This is a genomic window from Agrococcus terreus (assembly GCF_014645235.1).
Classification (GTDB): Bacteria; Actinomycetota; Actinomycetes; order Actinomycetales; family Microbacteriaceae; genus Agrococcus; species Agrococcus terreus.
In genome coordinates, this window is the sequence record NZ_BMLM01000001.1 from 1,401,086 (window position 1) to 1,416,018 (window position 14,933).

The window sequence follows — 14,933 nt, forward strand, 5'->3', positions numbered from 1 at the left end:
ATCTGCACCCGGGCCAGCAATCCGACCACGCGCTGTCGGCGTATCCTGGTGCGAGCGAACCGGTCGGCCAGGCGGTCGCGTCGCGAGGCAGGCTCCCGAGAGGGTGCAGGCTCCGCGCCGAGGAACGTCCGGGCTCCGCAGAGCAGGGCGGTGGATAACGTCCACCCGGGGCAACCCGCGAGCAAGTGCAACAGAGAGCAGGTCCACCGGTCGGGATCCGTCCCGATCGGCCAGGAGTGAAACGGTGGGGCAAGAGCCCACCAGCGCCGCGCGCGAGCGCGACGGCTAGGCAAACCTCGCCCGGAGCAAGACCAGACAGCGGATCACGGGGCTGCTCGTCCCATCCGCGGGTAGGTCGCTAGAGGGCTGCAGCGATGCAGCTCGTAGAGAGATGACCGTCCACGACAGAACCCGGCGTATCGGCCGGCCGGTTCGCCCCACGACGACGAGCGCTCCCCGGGCAGGTGCCCGAGGAGCGCTCGATCGGTCCGGTCGCTAGGCGGCGACGAGGGCCGGCTCGTCGACGGCGGCCGCGGCGACGGGCGTGCGACGCACCCAGCGCTTCAGCGCGATGACCGCGAGGCCCGTGATGACGGTGCCGACCGCGATGGCGACGGCGAAGATCAGCAGGTTGCCGATCGCGAAGAACACGAAGAACCCGCCGTGCGGCGCCTGGCTCGTGACGCCGGCCGCCATCGAGATGGCACCGGTCGTCGCGGCGCCGAGGATCGAGGCCGGGATGACGCGCAGCGGGTCAGCCGCGGCGAACGGGATGGCGCCCTCCGAGATGAACGAGGCGCCGAGGAGCCACGCGGCCTTGCCGTTCTCGCGCTCCGCGAGCGTGAAGAGCTTGCGGTCGAGCAGGGTGGCGAGGGCCATGCCGAGCGGAGGCACCATGCCGGCGGCCATGACCGCGGCCATGATCATCCACGGTGCCGGGTTCTCGGGCGAGCCGGCGCCGAGCCCGGCGACCGCGAACCCGTAGGCCACCTTGTTGATGGGGCCGCCGAGGTCGAACGCCATCATGGTGCCGAGGAGCAGGCCCAGGCCGATCGCCGCGGCGCCCGTGAGCGACTCCAGCCACCCGGTGAGGCCCGCCATGAGCGACGCGATCGGTCCGCCGAGCAGCATGACCATGAGGCCGGATGCGAACAGCGAGGCCAGCAGCGGGATGATGACGACGGGCATGAGGCCGCGCATCCACTGCGGCACGCGCCACGTGCCGATCCACCAGGCGGCGAGGCCCGCGAGCAGGCCGCCGACGAGGCCGCCGATGAAGCCGGCGCTCATGAGCAGCGCCACGGCGCCGGCGACGAAGCCGGGGGCGATGCCGGGTCGGTCGGCGATCGCGTAGGCGATGTAGCCCGAGAGTGCGGGCACGAGGAAGCCCATCGATGCCGCGCCGATCGAGAACAGGACCGCGCCGAGGTACTGGCCGAGGCCGCCCTCCGGCAGGTTCCAGAGGGCGTTCTGCACGATGACGTCGCCCGCGACGTCGGTGATGCGGTAGCCGCCGAAGAGGAAGCCGAGGGCGATGAGCAGGCCGCCGCCCGCGACGAACGGGATCATGTAGCTCACGCCCGTGAGGAGCGCGCGCTTCACGGTGCCGCCGATCGAGCCGGACGCCTGCGCGGGCGCGGCCTCGTCGGTGGCGCCGCCGCCCGCGACGCGCGCGCCCTGCGGGTCGTCGGCGATGCGCAGGGCGTCGGCGATGAGCTGGTCGGGGGCGTCGATGCCCTTCTTCACCGGCACCTGCACGTAGGGCTTGCCGGCGAAGCGCGAGCGGTCGCGCACGTCGACGTCGACGGCGAAGATCGCGGCGTCCGCCCCGGCGATGACCGACGGGTCGAGGCGCTTCGTGCCGCTCGAGCCCTGCGTCTCGACGACGATCCGCACGTGGGCGCGCTCGCCCGCGGCCTTCAGCGCATCCGCCGCCATGTACGTGTGCGCGATGCCGGTCGGGCAGGCCGTCACGGCGACGATGCTGCGCTGGCCCTCGGCGACGGGGGCGGCCTCCTCCTCGGGCTCGTCGGCGACGGCGCGGTCGACGAGGGCGACGACGTCCTCGGGGCCGACGACGGCGCGGAGGGCATTCGTGAACTCCTCGTCGACGAGCGAGCCGGCGAGCTTCGAGAGCACCGCGAGGTGCGTCTCGGCCGCGCCGTCGGGCGCCATGATGAGGAAGACGAGGTCGGCGGGGCCGTCGGGCGCGCCGAAGTCGACCGCGGGGCGCAGGCGCGCGAAGCCGAGGCTCGGCTCCACGACCGCTGCCGTCTTGGCGTGCGGGATGGCGATGCCGCCGCCCATGCCGGTCGGGGTGAGCGCCTCGCGCGCCAGCACGGCCTCGACGAGGCCGTCGGCGTCGACGACGCGCGGGGTGCCCGCGGCGCGTGCCGCGAGCGCTCGGATGACCGACTCCTTGTCGGCGCCGAGGTCGGCGTCGAGCATGACGAGCTCGGGGGTGATGATCTGGGGCATCAGCGCTCCTGGTGGACGGCGGCCGGGGCCGCGGGGTGGACAGCGGCCGGAGCCGCGGACTGGCCGGCGGCGGGCGCCGCGGTCGGGATGGGGGAGACGGCGACGCGGGAGGCGTCGGCGTCGGCGGGGGTCGGGAAGCCGGTGCCGGGCATGGCGGCGGCGGCGGAGCCGTGCGCGACCGCCTGGGCGAGGAGGCCCGCGGCGTCGTCGCCGCGCGCGTCGGCGATGAGGAGGCCCGCGAGGCTCGCGTCGCCCGCGCCGACCGTCGAGCGGACGACGGTGGGCGGCGGCGATGCCCGGTGCGCGCCCTGGGCGTCGGCGAGGATCGCGCCGTCGCCGCCGAGCGTGAGCAGCACCGCGCCCACGCCGCGGCCGACGAGCGCCGCGGCGGCATCCGCGGCGCGCTCGGGGGAGTCGATCGCGCCGTGCGCGAGCCCCAGCAGCTCCTCGAGCTCCTCGTCGTTGGGCTTCACGAGGTCGACGCCGCCGGCTGCGACGGCCGCGGCGAGGGGTGCGCCGGACGTGTCGACGGCGACGCGCAGGTGCGGCTCGCCCGTGCGGGCGGCGCGGATGGCGTCGACCACGATCGTGGGTCGCGCGCCCGCGGGCAGCGAGCCGGCGACGACGAACCAGGAGGCGCCGGGGACCGCGTGGTGCACGGCCTCGAGCATCCGGGCGACCGCCGCGTCGTCGAGCTCGGCGCCCGGCTCGTTGACCTTCGTGGTCGTGCCGTCCGGCTCCGTGAGCGCGAGGTTGGTGCGCACGGGCGCGCCGACGGGCACAGCGACGGCGTCGACGCGGTCGTGGGCGAGCAGGGCGGTGAAAGGGTCGTCGGGGTCGGCCATGACGACCGCGCGCGCCTCGACGCCGGCGGCCGCGAGCACCCGGGCGACGTTGACGCCCTTGCCGGCGGCGACATCGACGGCGGGGGCAGCCGTGCGCTGCACGGCGCCGCGCTCGAGCGGGGTGCCGAGCTCGACGGTGCGGTCGATCGAGGGGTTGAGCGTGAGCGTGACGATCATGCGACCTGCACCTCGCATCCGGCTGCCTCGAGCGCCTCGGAGAGCTCCGCGGCGGGCGCGGTGTCGGTGAGCAGCACGTCGACGGCGCCGAGGCCCGCGAAGCGCACGAGCGACGTCGTGCCCAGCTTCGCGGTGTCGGCGACGACGGCGACGCGGCGGCCGGCTGCGACGATCGCCGCCTTGACCGCGGCCTCGTCGGGGTCGGGCGTCGAGACGCCGTCGGGGTCGACGCCGTTCGTGCCGAGGATGACGACGTCGGGGCGCAGCGCGCCGATCGCGAGGACCGTCTGCGCGCCGACCGCGGCGCCGGTGACGGCGCGGATGCGGCCGCCGATCGCGTGCACCTCGATCGACGGGTGCGCGGCGAGGATCTGCGCGATGCCGGGGGAGTGCGTGGCGACGACCAGGCGCGGGCCGCCCTCGCCGGGCCAGGTGGCGACGAGCTCATGCGCGATGGCCGCGGTGGTGGTGCCGGCGTCGAGGAGCACGCTCGTGGCGCCGAGCGCCAGCAGCCGACGGCACGCGAGGCGCGCGATGCGGCGCTTGCCCTCGGCGTTCTCGGTCTCGCGCTGGGCGATCGCGGGCTCGACGAGGCTGGTGCGGCCGGCGCTGATCGCGCCGCCGTGCACCCGGCGGGCGACGCCGGCATCCTCGAGCGCGTCGAGGTCGCGCCGCACGGTCTCGGTCGTGATGCCGAGGTCGCGCGCGAGCTCGGTGACGAGCACGCGCCCGTCGGCGCGGATGCGCGCGGCGATCTCGTCGCGGCGCTGGGGGGCGAGCATCGGTGCTTCCACATCGCAGACGCTACAACACGAACACAGATGAAACAAGAGAGACGAAGATCGACATCGGAGAACGCGATCCGCACGCGCGACAGCGCCCCCGGCCGCGGAGCCGGGGGCGCTGGACGAGGATGCCCCGCTAGACGCCGCGCGCGAGCGCCGCGGCGCCGATGATGCCCGCGTTGTTCCGCAGCATCGCCGGCACGATCGGGGTGTCGAGCCGCAGCAGCGGCAGGAACTCGTCGGACGACTTCGAGACGCCGCCGCCGACGACGAAGAGGTCGGGGGAGAAGAGGAACTCGAGGTGGCTGTAGTAGCGCTGCAGCCGCTCGGCCCACGCCTCCCAGCTGAGGCCCTCCGTCTCGCGCACCTTGTTCGAGGCGCGCGTCTCGGCGCCCGCGCCATCCAGCTCGAGGTGGCCGAGCTCGGCGTTGGGGATGAGCACGCCGTCGTAGATGAACGCGCCGCCGATGCCCGTGCCGAGCGTCGTCATGATGACGAGGCCCTTCGCATCCTTCGCCGCGCCGTAGTGGTCCTCGGCGAAGCCGGCGGCGTCGGCGTCGTTGACGAAGTGGATGTCGCGGCCGAGCGCGTCCTCGAAGAGCCGCTCGGCCTCGAGCCCGATCCACGCCTTCGAGACGTTCGCCGCGCTCATCGTGCGGCCCTTGCGGACGATCGCGGGGAAGGTGACGCCGATCGGGGTGTCGTCGCGGGCGTCGAGCCTGCCGACCAGCTCGACCACGACGTCCCTGATCGCGTCGGGCTCGCCGCCGGCGGGCGTCGGGGTCTTCACGCGGTCGCTGAGGAGCTCGCCCGTCCTGACGTCGACGAGCGCCGCCTTGACGCCCGTCCCGCCGATGTCGACGCCGACTGCCTGGTGCTTGGACTTCGTCACGCCCAGCATCCTCGCATGCCCGGCGTCCGCGGTCGTGCCGGCGGCACCCGGCGCAGCCGCTCAGGCGGCGGTCGGGAGGGTGAGGATCTCGGCGCCGCCCTCGCGCACCACGATGGTGTGCTCGAACTGCGCGGTGACGGAGCGGTCGCGGGTGACGACGGTCCAGTCGTCGTCCCACATCTCCCACTCGTGCGTGCCGAGCGTGAGCATCGGCTCGATCGTGAACACCATCCCCGGCTCGATGACGTCGTCGTACCGATCGGTGTCGTAGTGGGGGATGATCAGCCCGGAGTGGAACGACGTGCCGACGCCGTGGCCGGTGAAGTCGCGCACGACCCCGTAGTCGAAGCGCTTCGCGTACATCTCGATCGCGCGGCCGATGACGTTGACGCGGCGGCCCGGCAGCGCCGCCTTGATGCCGCGCATGAGCGCGAGCTCGGTGCGCTCGACGAGCTGCGCGACCTCGTCGCTCGCCTCGCCGACGACGAAGGTGCGGTTGGAGTCGCCGTGGACGCCGTCGAGGTAGGCGGTGACGTCGATGTTCACGATGTCGCCGGCCTCGAGCGCCGTGTCGTCGGGGATGCCGTGGCAGATGACCTCGTTGACGCTCGTGCAGCTCGACTTCGGGAACCCGCGGTAGCCGAGGGTCGACGGGTAGGCGCCCGCCGCGACGACGTGCTCGTGCGCGATGCGGTCGAGCTCGTCGGTGGTGACGCCGGGGCGCGCGGCGGCGCCGGCGGCGGCGATCGCGTCGGCGGCGATGCGGCCCGCCGCGCGGATGCGGTCGATCGTCGGCTCGTCGTAGACGTCGCCGCCGACGTGCTTCGCGGGTCCGGGGCGGCCGACGTACTCGGGCCGCGCGATCTGCGGCGCGACACGGCGCTCGGGGCCGATCCGGCCGGGGATGAGGTGACCTCGGGCGTCCTTCGGCATGCGATCCATCCTAGGCAGGCGCGCCTCCGCCGCCGCCCGGGTGCTCGCCCGCCGACAGCCGGATCTCGGACGAGGGCACCGCGCCGCCGCCGAGCTCCTGCCAGCGCTGCGCCACGGTCGTCCCGGGCGCCGTCGCCTCCATGAGGAGGTAGGCGAGGTCGGCGCGCCCCATCCGGCGCGCGTAGAAGGCCAGCGCGACCTCGTCGAGGTCGTCGTGCAGGGCCTCGCCGATCACCCACAGCGGCGAGCGCGGGTTCTGCGCGACGAGGCGCTGGAGCGCGGGGTTGCTCGTCGTCATGAAGAGCGCCTCGAGCATCGAGGTCGAGACGAGGTGCGAGGTCGCCGCCGCGTGGAGGAGCGTGCGGCTGCCGTCGCGGAGCACGCGGCACTCGAAGGCCGTGTCGACGGGCGGCGAGCCGGGCGCGCCGCGGAGGCGCGCGCGGTCGGCGCGATGGAGGTCGCCCGCGGGGGCGGTGGTCTGCTGGGAGCGCAGCTCGTCCTGCATGCTTCGGTTCCGTTCCTGCCGCCGCCGAGTGCTCGACGGCGCGGCGTGCGCGTTCGTCGGGGAGGACGGTCGGGGTCTGGAACCGGTCGTGAGTCAGTCTAACGGACGGCGCCCACGCGTACCCCGATCCTGGACGATGGCCGAGCGCGCGCTCCGAGCGGCACCCAGGCCGCGTCCCTACCGTCGACGCCATGGCTGACCAGTTCACGTTCCAGGACCCCACGACGCTCTACGCCGACATCGACACGAAGGCCATCTCGCAGGACGGCCCTGGCCTCGACTCCGAGATGCGCGACCGCGCCGACCTCGGCGAGGCCACCTACCGCGGCACCGGCCGCCTCGAGGGGCGTCGCGCCCTCATCACCGGCGCCGACTCCGGCATCGGCGCTGCGACCGCGATCGCGTTCGCCCGCGAGGGTGCAGACGTGGTGCTCTCGTACCTGCCGGAGGAGGAGTCGGACGCGCAGCGGATCGTCGCGCTCATCGAGGAGGCGGGCCGCACGGCCGTCGCCGTGCCGGGCGACCTCACCGACCGTGCCTACTGCGCCGAGCTCGTCCGGACCACGGTGGAGCGGCTCGGCGGCATCGACGTGCTCGTCTCGAACGGCGGCAAGCAGCAGTACGTCGAGCGCCTCGAGGACCTCACCGACGAGCAGTTCGACGAGACCTTCAAGACGAACGTCTACCCGCTGTTCTGGCTCGCGAAGGACGCGGTGCCGCACATGGCGCCGGGCTCGTCGATCATCGCGACGTCGTCGATCCAGGCGTACTCGCCCTCGGAGCACCTCGTCGACTACGCGACCACCAAGGCGGCGATGAACACCATGAGCAAGGCGCTCTCGCAGCAGCTCGCGCCCCGCGGCATCCGCGTGAACGTCGTCGCCCCCGGACCGGTGTGGACGCCGCTGCAGACCGCCGGCGGCCAGCCGACCGACGCGCTGCCGGAGTTCGGCGAGCAGACCCCGCTCGGTCGCGCCGGCCAGCCGGCCGAGCTCGCGCCCGCCTACGTGTTCCTCGCCTCCGCCGAGTCGAGCTACGTCGTCGGCGAGACGCTGCACGTGAACGGCGGGATGCCCACCCCGTGACCGCGTCGGCCCGGGTGGTTCGCGGCTGCGATGGCGCGGCGAGCCGACCCAGGCTCGTCGAGCGCGGCGAGGTCTGAGCCGGCTCGATGCTGGTGTGGAGCCGGCGCACCTATGCTCTGCGCCATGAACGCTGCCGAGTACTGGTACAACCTCGAGACGGGCGTCGTCGAGGAGGGCATGGTCTCGCCGGGCTACGACCGCGCGGGGCCGTTCTCGACGCGCGAGGAGGCCGCGCGCGCCCCCGAGATCATCAAGGAGCGCTCGCGCCAGTGGGCCGCCGAGGACGCGCAGGACGACGCATGGGGAGAGGGCCCGGACGGCGGCGCGGAGGCCGGCGGCACCGACCACGCCCAGCGCTGACTCGACGGCTAGGCCGCGGCGAGCACCTTCCGCAGCGTGCGGAGGTTGCGGGTGGTCGTGGCGTCGCGGGCGTCGCCCTTCGCCGTCCTCCCGATGCGCTCGCTCGCCTTCGCGAAGGCGCTCGTGAGCGTCGAGCCCTTGGGGTTCGACCAGTAGAGGACGCCGTCGCCGAGCGCCGTCGCCTCGTCCTCCGACGTCTCGACGTCGACGAGCGGCGCGAGCACGCCGGGCTGCAGCTCGAACACGACGTACGGGGTGTGCGCGTCGTCCTCGCCGTGCGGATACGCGTCGACCACCGCCGCGAGCGCGTCGACGTCGATGCCGAGCACGCGGATCCGCCTGCCGTAGCGCGCCTCGAGCGCGGCCTCCGCCGTCCGCGCCGCGACCGACGCGGACGTCGCGGTGACCACCGCGTTGCCGCTCGCCAGCACGGTGACGACGTCGCCGAGGCCCGCATCCGACAGCACCGACCGGAGGTCGGCCGAGCGCACCGTCACGCCGCCCACGTTGACGCCGCGGAGCAGCAGGGCGACGCGCACGGGTCTACTCGTACTCGTGCTCGGGCGCGGGGTAGGCGCCGGACTCGACGTCCTCGCGGAACGCGATCGCCGCGGCCTCGAGCGCCTGCCCGATCTGCGCGTACTGCTTGACGAAGCGCGGGATGCGGCCCGTGGTGAAGCCCGCCCAGTCGGTCCAGACGAGCAGCTGGCCGTCGCAGTCGGGGCCCGCGCCCACCGAGATCGTGGGGATCGAGAGCGCCTCGGTCACGGCTTTCGCGGCGGCCGAGGGCACCATCTCGAGCACCACCGCGAACGCGCCGGCCGCCTCGACCGCCCGAGCGTCGCGCAGCAGCTGCTCCGCACCCGCCTCGCCGCGGCCCTGGATGACGTGGCCGCCGAGCCCGTGCTCCGACTGCGGCGTGAAGCCGATGTGCGCCATGACCGGGATGCCGGCCTCGACGATGTGGCGGATCTGCTCGGCCGAGCGCTCGCCGCCCTCGAGCTTCACCGCGTGGGCGCCGGTCTCCTTCATAAAGCGGATCGCCGAGTGGACGGCCTCGCGCGGGTTCGTCTCGTACGAGCCGAAGGGGAGGTCGGCGACGACGAGCGCGCGCTTCGCGGCCCGCGCGACGGCGCGGGTGAGGGGGATGAGCTCGTCGACCGTCACCGGCAGCGTCGAGTCGTAGCCGAAGACGGTGTTGCCGGCGGAGTCGCCCACGAGGAGGAAGTCGATGCCGGCGCGGTCGAAGATCTGCGCCGAGAGGAAGTCGTAGCTCGTGAGCCCGACGATCGGGTGCCCGTCGCGCTTCGCCTGCAGGAAGTGCCGGGTGCGCACGCGCTTGGGCGCGCCTCCCGCCGTCGCCGCCGCCGTCGCTCCGCCGTAGGGCGCGGCGACCTCGCCGCTCTCGCTCGCTGCCATGTGCCCGAGCCTAGCCCCGCGCGCCCTGCGCCCCGCGCCGCATCCCGGGCCCGCCCGCGCGGCCCGCCGCTCCCAGGTGCATGACGCCGAGGGCACTAGCCTGGGAGGAGGCAGAGAGGGGCCGGGATGGACAAGCAGCGGGACTTCGTGCTCCGGACGATCGAGGAGCGCGGCATCAAGTTCGTGCGGCTCTGGTTCACCGACGTGCTCGGCACGCTGAAGTCGGTGGCGATCGCCCCGGCGGAGGTGGAGGGCGCCTTCACCGAGGGGCTCGGCATCGACGGCTCGTCGATCGAGGGCCTGTCCCGCTCGCACGAGGCCGACGTGATCGCGAAGGCCGACCCGTCGACGTTCCAGATCCTGCCGTGGCGCGGCGAGATCGACCCGACCGCGCGCATGTTCTGCGACATCTCGACGCCCGACGGCGAGCCCGCGGCCGCCGACCCGCGCCACGTGCTCAAGCGCACGCTCGCGAAGGCCGCCGACCTGGGCTTCAGCTTCTACACGCACCCCGAGTGCGAGTTCTACCTGCTGAAGTCGGCCGACGTCACGAACCCCGTGCCCGTCGACCGCGCCGGCTACTTCGACAACGTGCCCGGCGGATCCGCCCACGACTTCCGCCGCGCGAGCGTGCGGATGCTCGAGGACCTCGGCATCTCGGTCGAGTTCAGCCACCACGAGGCGGGCCCCGGCCAGAACGAGATCGACCTCCGCTACGCGGACGCGCTCTCGACGGCCGACAACATCATGACCTTCCGCACGGTGGTCAAGGAGGTCGCGATCTCGCAGGGCGTGTACGCGACCTTCATGCCGAAGCCCTTCGCGGACGCGCCCGGCAGCGGCATGCACACGCACATGTCGCTCTTCGAGGGCGAGCGGAACGCCTTCCACGACCCGGCCGGCCAGTACCGCCTGTCGAAGATCGGCCGCCAGTTCGTCGCGGGCATCCTGCGCCACGCGCCGGAGTTCACGGCCGTCACGAACCAGTTCGTGAACTCCTACAAGCGCATGTGGTCCGGCGACGAGGCGCCCAGCCACATCAGCTGGGGCCACAACAACCGCTCGGCGCTCGTGCGCGTGCCGCTGTCGAAGCCGAACAAGGCGCAGTCGGCACGCGTGGAGTATCGCGGCCTGGACTCGGCCGCGAACCCGTACCTCGCGTTCTCGGTGCTGCTCGCCGCGGGCCTCAAGGGCATCGAGGAGGGCTACGAGCTGCCTGAGGAGGCCACCGACGACGTGTGGCAGCTCTCCGACCGCGAGCGCAAGGCGCTGGGCTTCAAGGCGCTGCCGGCCAGCCTCGACCGCGCGATCGGCGAGATGGAGGAGTCGGAGCTCGTCGCCGAGACGCTCGGCGAGCAGGTGTTCTCGTACTTCCTGCGCAACAAGCGCGAGGACTGGGCCCGCTACCGGGCGCAGGTCACGCAGGTCGAGCTCGAGTCGAACCTGCTGATCCTCTAGGCCCATGCGCGTCCCCTCGCCCAGGGCGCGGCTCGCGCAGCTGGGGTTCCGCGAGCCGAGCCGGGCCGAGGCGCTGGTCGCCGAGCTGCCGGAGCCGCTGCACGCGCTGCTGGAGCGCGCGCCGGAGTCGGCCGACCCCGACACGGCGCTGCAGATGCTCGTGCGCCTCGTGCGCGCGGGCATCGACGTCTCGGAGGCGATGGCCGACGAGCCGGCGGGCGCGTCGCTGCTGCGCGTGCTCGGCGGCTCGCTCGGCGCCGCCGAGCACCTCGAGCGGCACGCCGAGGACCTCGACGTCGCCATGCGGCCCGGGGAACCGGCGGCTGCCGATGCGTACCGCGGAAGCCTGCTGCAGGCGGTCGCCGCCGAGGGCGGCGCGTCGACGATGCCGCGCGAGCAGGCGATCGCCGCCCTCCGCGGCCGCTACCGGCGGCACGTCACCGAGCTCGTCGCCTGGGACCTCGCGCTCGACGACCCCGAGGCGCACGTCGACCGCGCGGCCGCGGCCCTCGCCGACCTCGCCGCCGCGGCGCTCGAGGCGGGGCTCGCGATCGCGCGCGCGACCGCCCGCGACCGGTTCGGCGACGACGCCGACCGCGTGCGGCTCGCGGTGATCGGCATGGGGAAGACGGGTGCGCGCGAGCTCAACTACGTGAGCGACGTCGACGTCATCTGGGTGCACGAGGCCGACGACGGCCTCGACGACAGCCGCGCGACGACCATCGCCACCCTGCTCGCGCGCGAGACCGCTGCCGCGTGCGCCGAGTTCCAGAAGGCGCCGCCGCTGTGGGAGGTCGACGCGAACCTCCGGCCCGAGGGCAAGGACGGCGCGCTCACGCGCACGCTCGCCTCGCACATCGCCTACTACGACCGCTGGGCGAAGTCGTGGGAGTTCCAGGCGCTCCTCAAGGCGCGCCCGCTCGCGGGCGACGCGACGCTCGGCGCCGCCTACGACGAGGCCGTGCGCGCGAAGGTGTGGGAGTCGTCGAGCCGCGAGGGCTTCGTCGAGTCGGTGCAGCGGATGCGGGAGCGGGTCACCGAGCACATCCCGGCCGACGAGGTCGACCGGCAGCTGAAGCTCGGCCCAGGAGGCCTGCGCGACATCGAGTTCACGGTGCAGCTGCTGCAGCTGGTGCACGGCGCCGACGACGAGTCGCTGCGCCAGCGCGGCACGCTCGAGGCGCTCGACGCGCTCGCCGCCCGCGGCATCGTCGGCCGCGCCGAGCGCGACGAGTTCAGCGCGCACTACCGGTTCCTCCGCACGCTCGAGCACCGCATCCAGTTCTGGCGGATGCGGCGCACGCACCTCATGCCGGTCGACGACGACGACCTGCGCCGGCTCGCGCGCACGGCGCGGCTCGGCGACGCGGCCGCGCTCGCGCAGCGCTGGCAGGCGGTGCGGCGCGCGGTGCGGTCGCTGCACGAGCGGCTCTTCTACCGGCCGCTGCTCGGCGCGGTCGCCTCGCTCGACCACGAGGACGTGCGCCTCAGCCCCGAGCACGCCCGCCGTCGGCTCGAGGCCTCCGGCTACGTCGACGCGAAGGGCGCCCTCGCGCACATCGGGGAGCTCACGGGCGGCGTCACCCGCCGCGCGCAGATCCAGCGGCTGCTGCTGCCCGTGCTGCTCGGCTGGTTCGCCGAGGGCGCCGACCCGGACATGGGGCTGCTCGCGTTCCGGCGGCTCTCGGAGGCGCTCGGCGACAGCCCGTGGTTCCTGCGCATGCTGCGCGACTCGCCCGTGGCCGCGAGGCGCCTCACGCGGCTGCTCTCGTCGTCGCGGCTCATCGCTTCCCTGATGGAGAAGGTCGCGGAGTCGGCCTCCTGGCTCGACGACGACGACCAGCTGCGGCCGCGCAGCGAAGCGGCGCTGCGCGACGAGGCGGCCGCGGTGCTCGCACGGCACGACGACTCCGACGCGGTGCGGCACGCGCTGCGCACGCTCCGCCGCCGCGAGCACCTGCGCGTCGCGATGGCGAGCGCCCTCCAGCGCGCCGACGAGGTGCAGGTGGGGGCCGCGCTCACCGCGATCGCCGCCGCGATGGTCGACGCAGCGCTCGAGCTGCACCGGCAGGAGGGGCTCGCGATCGCGACGATCACGATGGGCCGCACGGGCGGCCGCGAGATCGGCTTCGGCAGCGACATCGACGTCATGCACGTCGCTCGCGGCGAGGGCGACCCGGTCGCGGCCGCGACGGCCGTGATCCGCCGCGTCTCCGAGACGCTCTCCGACCCGTTCCTGCCGTTCGAGATGGATGCGGGGCTGCGGCCCGAGGGCCGCCAGGGCCCGCTCGTGCGCACGCTCGAGAGCTACCGCAGCTACTACGAGCGGTGGTCGGAGCCGTGGGAGGCGCAGGCGCTGCTGCGCGCGCGCTCGTTCGCGGGCGACGCGGAGCTGGCCGCCGAGCTGCTCGCCGTCATCGACGAGCGGCGCTACCCGGAGTCGTTCCCCGCGTCGTCGGTGCGGGAGGTGCGGCGCATCAAGGCGCGCGTCGAGGCCGAGCGGCTGCCGCGCAGCGCCGACCGCCGACGCCACCTGAAGCTCGGAGACGGCTCGCTGAGCGACGTCGAGTGGCTCGTGCAGCTGCTGCAGCTGCGGCACGCCGGGCGGGAGCCGAGCCTGCGCACCACGTCGACGCTCGAGGCGCTCGCCGCGGCCGCGCGCGCCGACCTCGTGGACGACCGCGACGCGGAGGTGCTGCGGGATGCGTGGACGCTCGCGACCCGCATCCGCAACGGCCTGGCGCTCGCGCGCGCCCGTTCGATCGATCTGCTGCCGGTGGATCGGCAGGAGCTCGAGGCGGTCGCGCGGCTGATCGGCATGCCGGCGGGGTCCGCGCACGCGCTCGAGGAGCACTACCTCGCCGCCACCCGCCGCGCGCGCCGCGTCTTCGACCGGCTCTTCTACGACGAGTAGCGCCCACGCCGCTGGTCGAGGAGCGCGCGGCGCAGCCGCACGCATCCCCTCCGCTGGTCGAGGAGCGCGCGGCGCCGCCGCACGCGTCCCCTCCGCTGGTCGAGGAGCGCGCGGCGCGGCCGCACGCGTCCCCTCCGCTGGTCGAGGAGCGCGCGGCGCAGCCGCACGCGTCTCGAGACCACCCAGCCCCGCCACGAGCGAGCCGCCTAGCCTGACGGCATGCTCCTCATCTTCGGCGTCTCCGACAAGCGCGAGGACCTCGGTCCGGGCCAGACCCGCACGTGCCCGCGCTGCGGCAACACGACGGTGTGGGCGCGCATCCGCACCTCGCGCCGCTTCACGCTCTTCTTCATCCCGATCATCCGGTGGGGGAGGCAGGAGCTCGAGGTCTGCACGATCTGCGGCGAGGCCGTCGCGGGCTGAGCGGAGCGTCAGAGGAGGAAGTCGGGGCGCACCTCGGCGGTGCCCTCGAGCTCGGCCTGCAGCCGACGCCACAGCTCGCGGCCGTGGGACGCCCAAGCCGCTGGCGGCGGCTCCTCCTCCGAGCGGTCGCCCCACGCGTCGTTCCACGCGATGAGCGCAGCGGTCAGGACGGGGGAGAGATCGAGGTCGGCCTCCGTGAGGTGGTACGGATCCGCGAAGCTCTCCCAGAGCGGCAGCCCGTGCACCCATTCGGGGAAGAGCCGGATCACGCGGAGGCCGTCGGGCAGCACGAGCGGCAGGCCGCGCAGGCTGCGCCGCGAGAGGTACCGGTCCTGCATCCGCGCGCGTCGCCGCCACTCGACGGCAGTACCAGGCCGCTCGCGGTAGTCCATCCCGGAGAGCCACGTCAGTCGGCATGCGTCCTCGTCGACGAGCGCGAGCGACCACAGGCGCTCGTCGGCGCCCGACATCCGCGCGGCGGCGTCGAGCGCGTCCTCGAGCGTCACGTCGACGAGGTCGAAGGCCGTCGCGGTCGCCTGCGCGCCCTCGAAGACGAGCAGCCGATACGTGGCGTCGTAGCGATCGGCCGCACGGATCGCATCGTCGGCCGGCTCCATCCGCATGTCCTCAGCCTAGGTCGCGCGGCACTGCGGATCCTC

Annotated in this window: 14 protein-coding genes and 1 other RNA gene; 6 read left to right on the forward strand and 9 right to left on the reverse strand. The window is 74.1% G+C overall.

Annotation, left to right across the window (positions count from 1 at the left end):
• The first annotated feature begins 59 nt into the window (after window positions 1-59).
• Window positions 60-435: RNase P RNA component class A (gene rnpB / locus IEW90_RS06815), an RNA gene on the forward strand.
• Between the two features lie 60 nt (window positions 436-495).
• On the opposite strand, the gene IEW90_RS06820 is transcribed toward rnpB, so the two are convergent.
• The 6 genes from IEW90_RS06820 to IEW90_RS06845 all read right to left on the reverse strand — a co-directional run bounded on the left by IEW90_RS06820 (window position 496) and on the right by IEW90_RS06845 (window position 6,615).
• Window positions 496-2,478, reverse strand: coding sequence for a PTS fructose transporter subunit IIABC (locus IEW90_RS06820; RefSeq protein WP_188717354.1), 1,983 nt, complete (start codon window positions 2,476-2,478; stop codon window positions 496-498).
• On the reverse strand, window positions 2,478-3,500 hold the full coding sequence (locus IEW90_RS06825) for a 1-phosphofructokinase family hexose kinase (protein WP_188717356.1): 1,023 nt from the start codon (window positions 3,498-3,500) through the stop codon (window positions 2,478-2,480). The genes IEW90_RS06820 and IEW90_RS06825 overlap by 1 nt, the downstream gene beginning before the upstream one ends.
• Window positions 3,497-4,282 carry a DeoR/GlpR family DNA-binding transcription regulator gene (locus tag IEW90_RS06830; protein ID WP_188717358.1) on the reverse strand — a complete coding sequence of 262 codons (786 nt, stop codon included), beginning with the start codon at window positions 4,280-4,282 and terminating at the stop codon, window positions 3,497-3,499. The genes IEW90_RS06825 and IEW90_RS06830 overlap by 4 nt, the downstream gene beginning before the upstream one ends.
• A gap of 139 nt (window positions 4,283-4,421) precedes the next feature.
• Window positions 4,422-5,177 (reverse strand): polyphosphate--glucose phosphotransferase, encoded by a 756-nt coding sequence (gene ppgK, locus IEW90_RS06835; protein WP_229679529.1) that lies wholly within the window; start codon window positions 5,175-5,177, stop codon window positions 4,422-4,424.
• Window positions 5,178-5,237: 60 nt separating this feature from the next.
• Window positions 5,238-6,110 (reverse strand): type I methionyl aminopeptidase, encoded by an 873-nt coding sequence (gene map / locus IEW90_RS06840; protein ID WP_188717363.1) that lies wholly within the window; start codon window positions 6,108-6,110, stop codon window positions 5,238-5,240.
• A gap of 10 nt (window positions 6,111-6,120) precedes the next feature.
• A complete protein-coding gene (locus tag IEW90_RS06845) occupies window positions 6,121-6,615 on the reverse strand; it encodes a hypothetical protein (protein ID WP_188717365.1) in 495 nt (164 codons plus the stop codon).
• A 191-nt stretch (window positions 6,616-6,806) separates the two neighbouring features.
• On the opposite strand from IEW90_RS06845, the gene IEW90_RS06850 reads away from it, so the two are divergent.
• Window positions 6,807-7,700, forward strand: a complete 894-nt coding sequence (locus IEW90_RS06850; RefSeq protein ID WP_188717367.1) for an SDR family oxidoreductase — start codon at window positions 6,807-6,809, stop codon at window positions 7,698-7,700.
• A gap of 123 nt (window positions 7,701-7,823) precedes the next feature.
• Window positions 7,824-8,060, forward strand: coding sequence for an SPOR domain-containing protein (locus IEW90_RS06855; protein ID WP_188717370.1), 237 nt, complete (start codon window positions 7,824-7,826; stop codon window positions 8,058-8,060).
• A gap of 8 nt (window positions 8,061-8,068) precedes the next feature.
• Here IEW90_RS06855 and IEW90_RS06860 read toward each other — a convergent pair whose 3' ends face one another.
• Window positions 8,069-8,599, reverse strand: coding sequence for a DUF1697 domain-containing protein (locus IEW90_RS06860; RefSeq protein ID WP_188717372.1), 531 nt, complete (start codon window positions 8,597-8,599; stop codon window positions 8,069-8,071).
• A 4-nt stretch (window positions 8,600-8,603) separates the two neighbouring features.
• Window positions 8,604-9,479, reverse strand: coding sequence for a 3-methyl-2-oxobutanoate hydroxymethyltransferase (panB, locus tag IEW90_RS06865; RefSeq protein WP_188717374.1), 876 nt, complete (start codon window positions 9,477-9,479; stop codon window positions 8,604-8,606).
• Between the two features lie 126 nt (window positions 9,480-9,605).
• Between panB and IEW90_RS06870 the strand changes: the two genes are divergently transcribed.
• From IEW90_RS06870 to IEW90_RS06880, 3 genes are all read left to right on the forward strand, one after another.
• A complete protein-coding gene (locus IEW90_RS06870) occupies window positions 9,606-10,937 on the forward strand; it encodes a glutamine synthetase family protein (protein WP_188717376.1) in 1,332 nt (443 codons plus the stop codon).
• 4 nt (window positions 10,938-10,941) lie between these two features.
• Window positions 10,942-13,851 (forward strand): bifunctional [glutamine synthetase] adenylyltransferase/[glutamine synthetase]-adenylyl-L-tyrosine phosphorylase, encoded by a 2,910-nt coding sequence (locus IEW90_RS06875; protein WP_188717378.1) that lies wholly within the window; start codon window positions 10,942-10,944, stop codon window positions 13,849-13,851.
• 219 nt (window positions 13,852-14,070) lie between these two features.
• Complete coding sequence (locus IEW90_RS06880; protein ID WP_188717380.1) at window positions 14,071-14,274, forward strand: zinc-ribbon domain-containing protein; 204 nt, start codon at window positions 14,071-14,073, stop codon at window positions 14,272-14,274.
• 8 nt (window positions 14,275-14,282) lie between these two features.
• On the opposite strand, the gene IEW90_RS06885 is transcribed toward IEW90_RS06880, so the two are convergent.
• Window positions 14,283-14,897 (reverse strand): immunity protein CdiI family protein, encoded by a 615-nt coding sequence (locus IEW90_RS06885; protein ID WP_188717382.1) that lies wholly within the window; start codon window positions 14,895-14,897, stop codon window positions 14,283-14,285.
• Between the last annotated feature and the right edge of the window lie 36 nt (window positions 14,898-14,933).

What these genes read in the sequence shown, in the direction of transcription:
- IEW90_RS06820 (WP_188717354.1), bottom strand. Translation starts at nt 2,478, where the DNA reads ATGCCCCAGATCATCACCCCCGAGCTCGTCATGCTCGACGCCGACCTC.
- IEW90_RS06825 (WP_188717356.1), bottom strand. Translation starts at nt 3,500, where the DNA reads ATGATCGTCACGCTCACGCTCAACCCCTCGATCGACCGCACCGTCGAG.
- IEW90_RS06830 (WP_188717358.1), bottom strand. Translation starts at nt 4,282, where the DNA reads ATGCTCGCCCCCCAGCGCCGCGACGAGATCGCCGCGCGCATCCGCGCC.
- map (WP_188717363.1), bottom strand. Translation starts at nt 6,110, where the DNA reads ATGCCGAAGGACGCCCGAGGTCACCTCATCCCCGGCCGGATCGGCCCC.
- IEW90_RS06845 (WP_188717365.1), bottom strand. Translation starts at nt 6,615, where the DNA reads ATGCAGGACGAGCTGCGCTCCCAGCAGACCACCGCCCCCGCGGGCGAC.
- IEW90_RS06850 (WP_188717367.1), top strand. Translation starts at nt 6,807, where the DNA reads ATGGCTGACCAGTTCACGTTCCAGGACCCCACGACGCTCTACGCCGAC.
- IEW90_RS06855 (WP_188717370.1), top strand. Translation starts at nt 7,824, where the DNA reads ATGAACGCTGCCGAGTACTGGTACAACCTCGAGACGGGCGTCGTCGAG.
- panB (WP_188717374.1), bottom strand. Translation starts at nt 9,479, where the DNA reads ATGGCAGCGAGCGAGAGCGGCGAGGTCGCCGCGCCCTACGGCGGAGCG.
- IEW90_RS06870 (WP_188717376.1), top strand. Translation starts at nt 9,606, where the DNA reads ATGGACAAGCAGCGGGACTTCGTGCTCCGGACGATCGAGGAGCGCGGC.
- IEW90_RS06875 (WP_188717378.1), top strand. Translation starts at nt 10,942, where the DNA reads ATGCGCGTCCCCTCGCCCAGGGCGCGGCTCGCGCAGCTGGGGTTCCGC.
- IEW90_RS06880 (WP_188717380.1), top strand. Translation starts at nt 14,071, where the DNA reads ATGCTCCTCATCTTCGGCGTCTCCGACAAGCGCGAGGACCTCGGTCCG.
- IEW90_RS06885 (WP_188717382.1), bottom strand. Translation starts at nt 14,897, where the DNA reads ATGCGGATGGAGCCGGCCGACGATGCGATCCGTGCGGCCGATCGCTAC.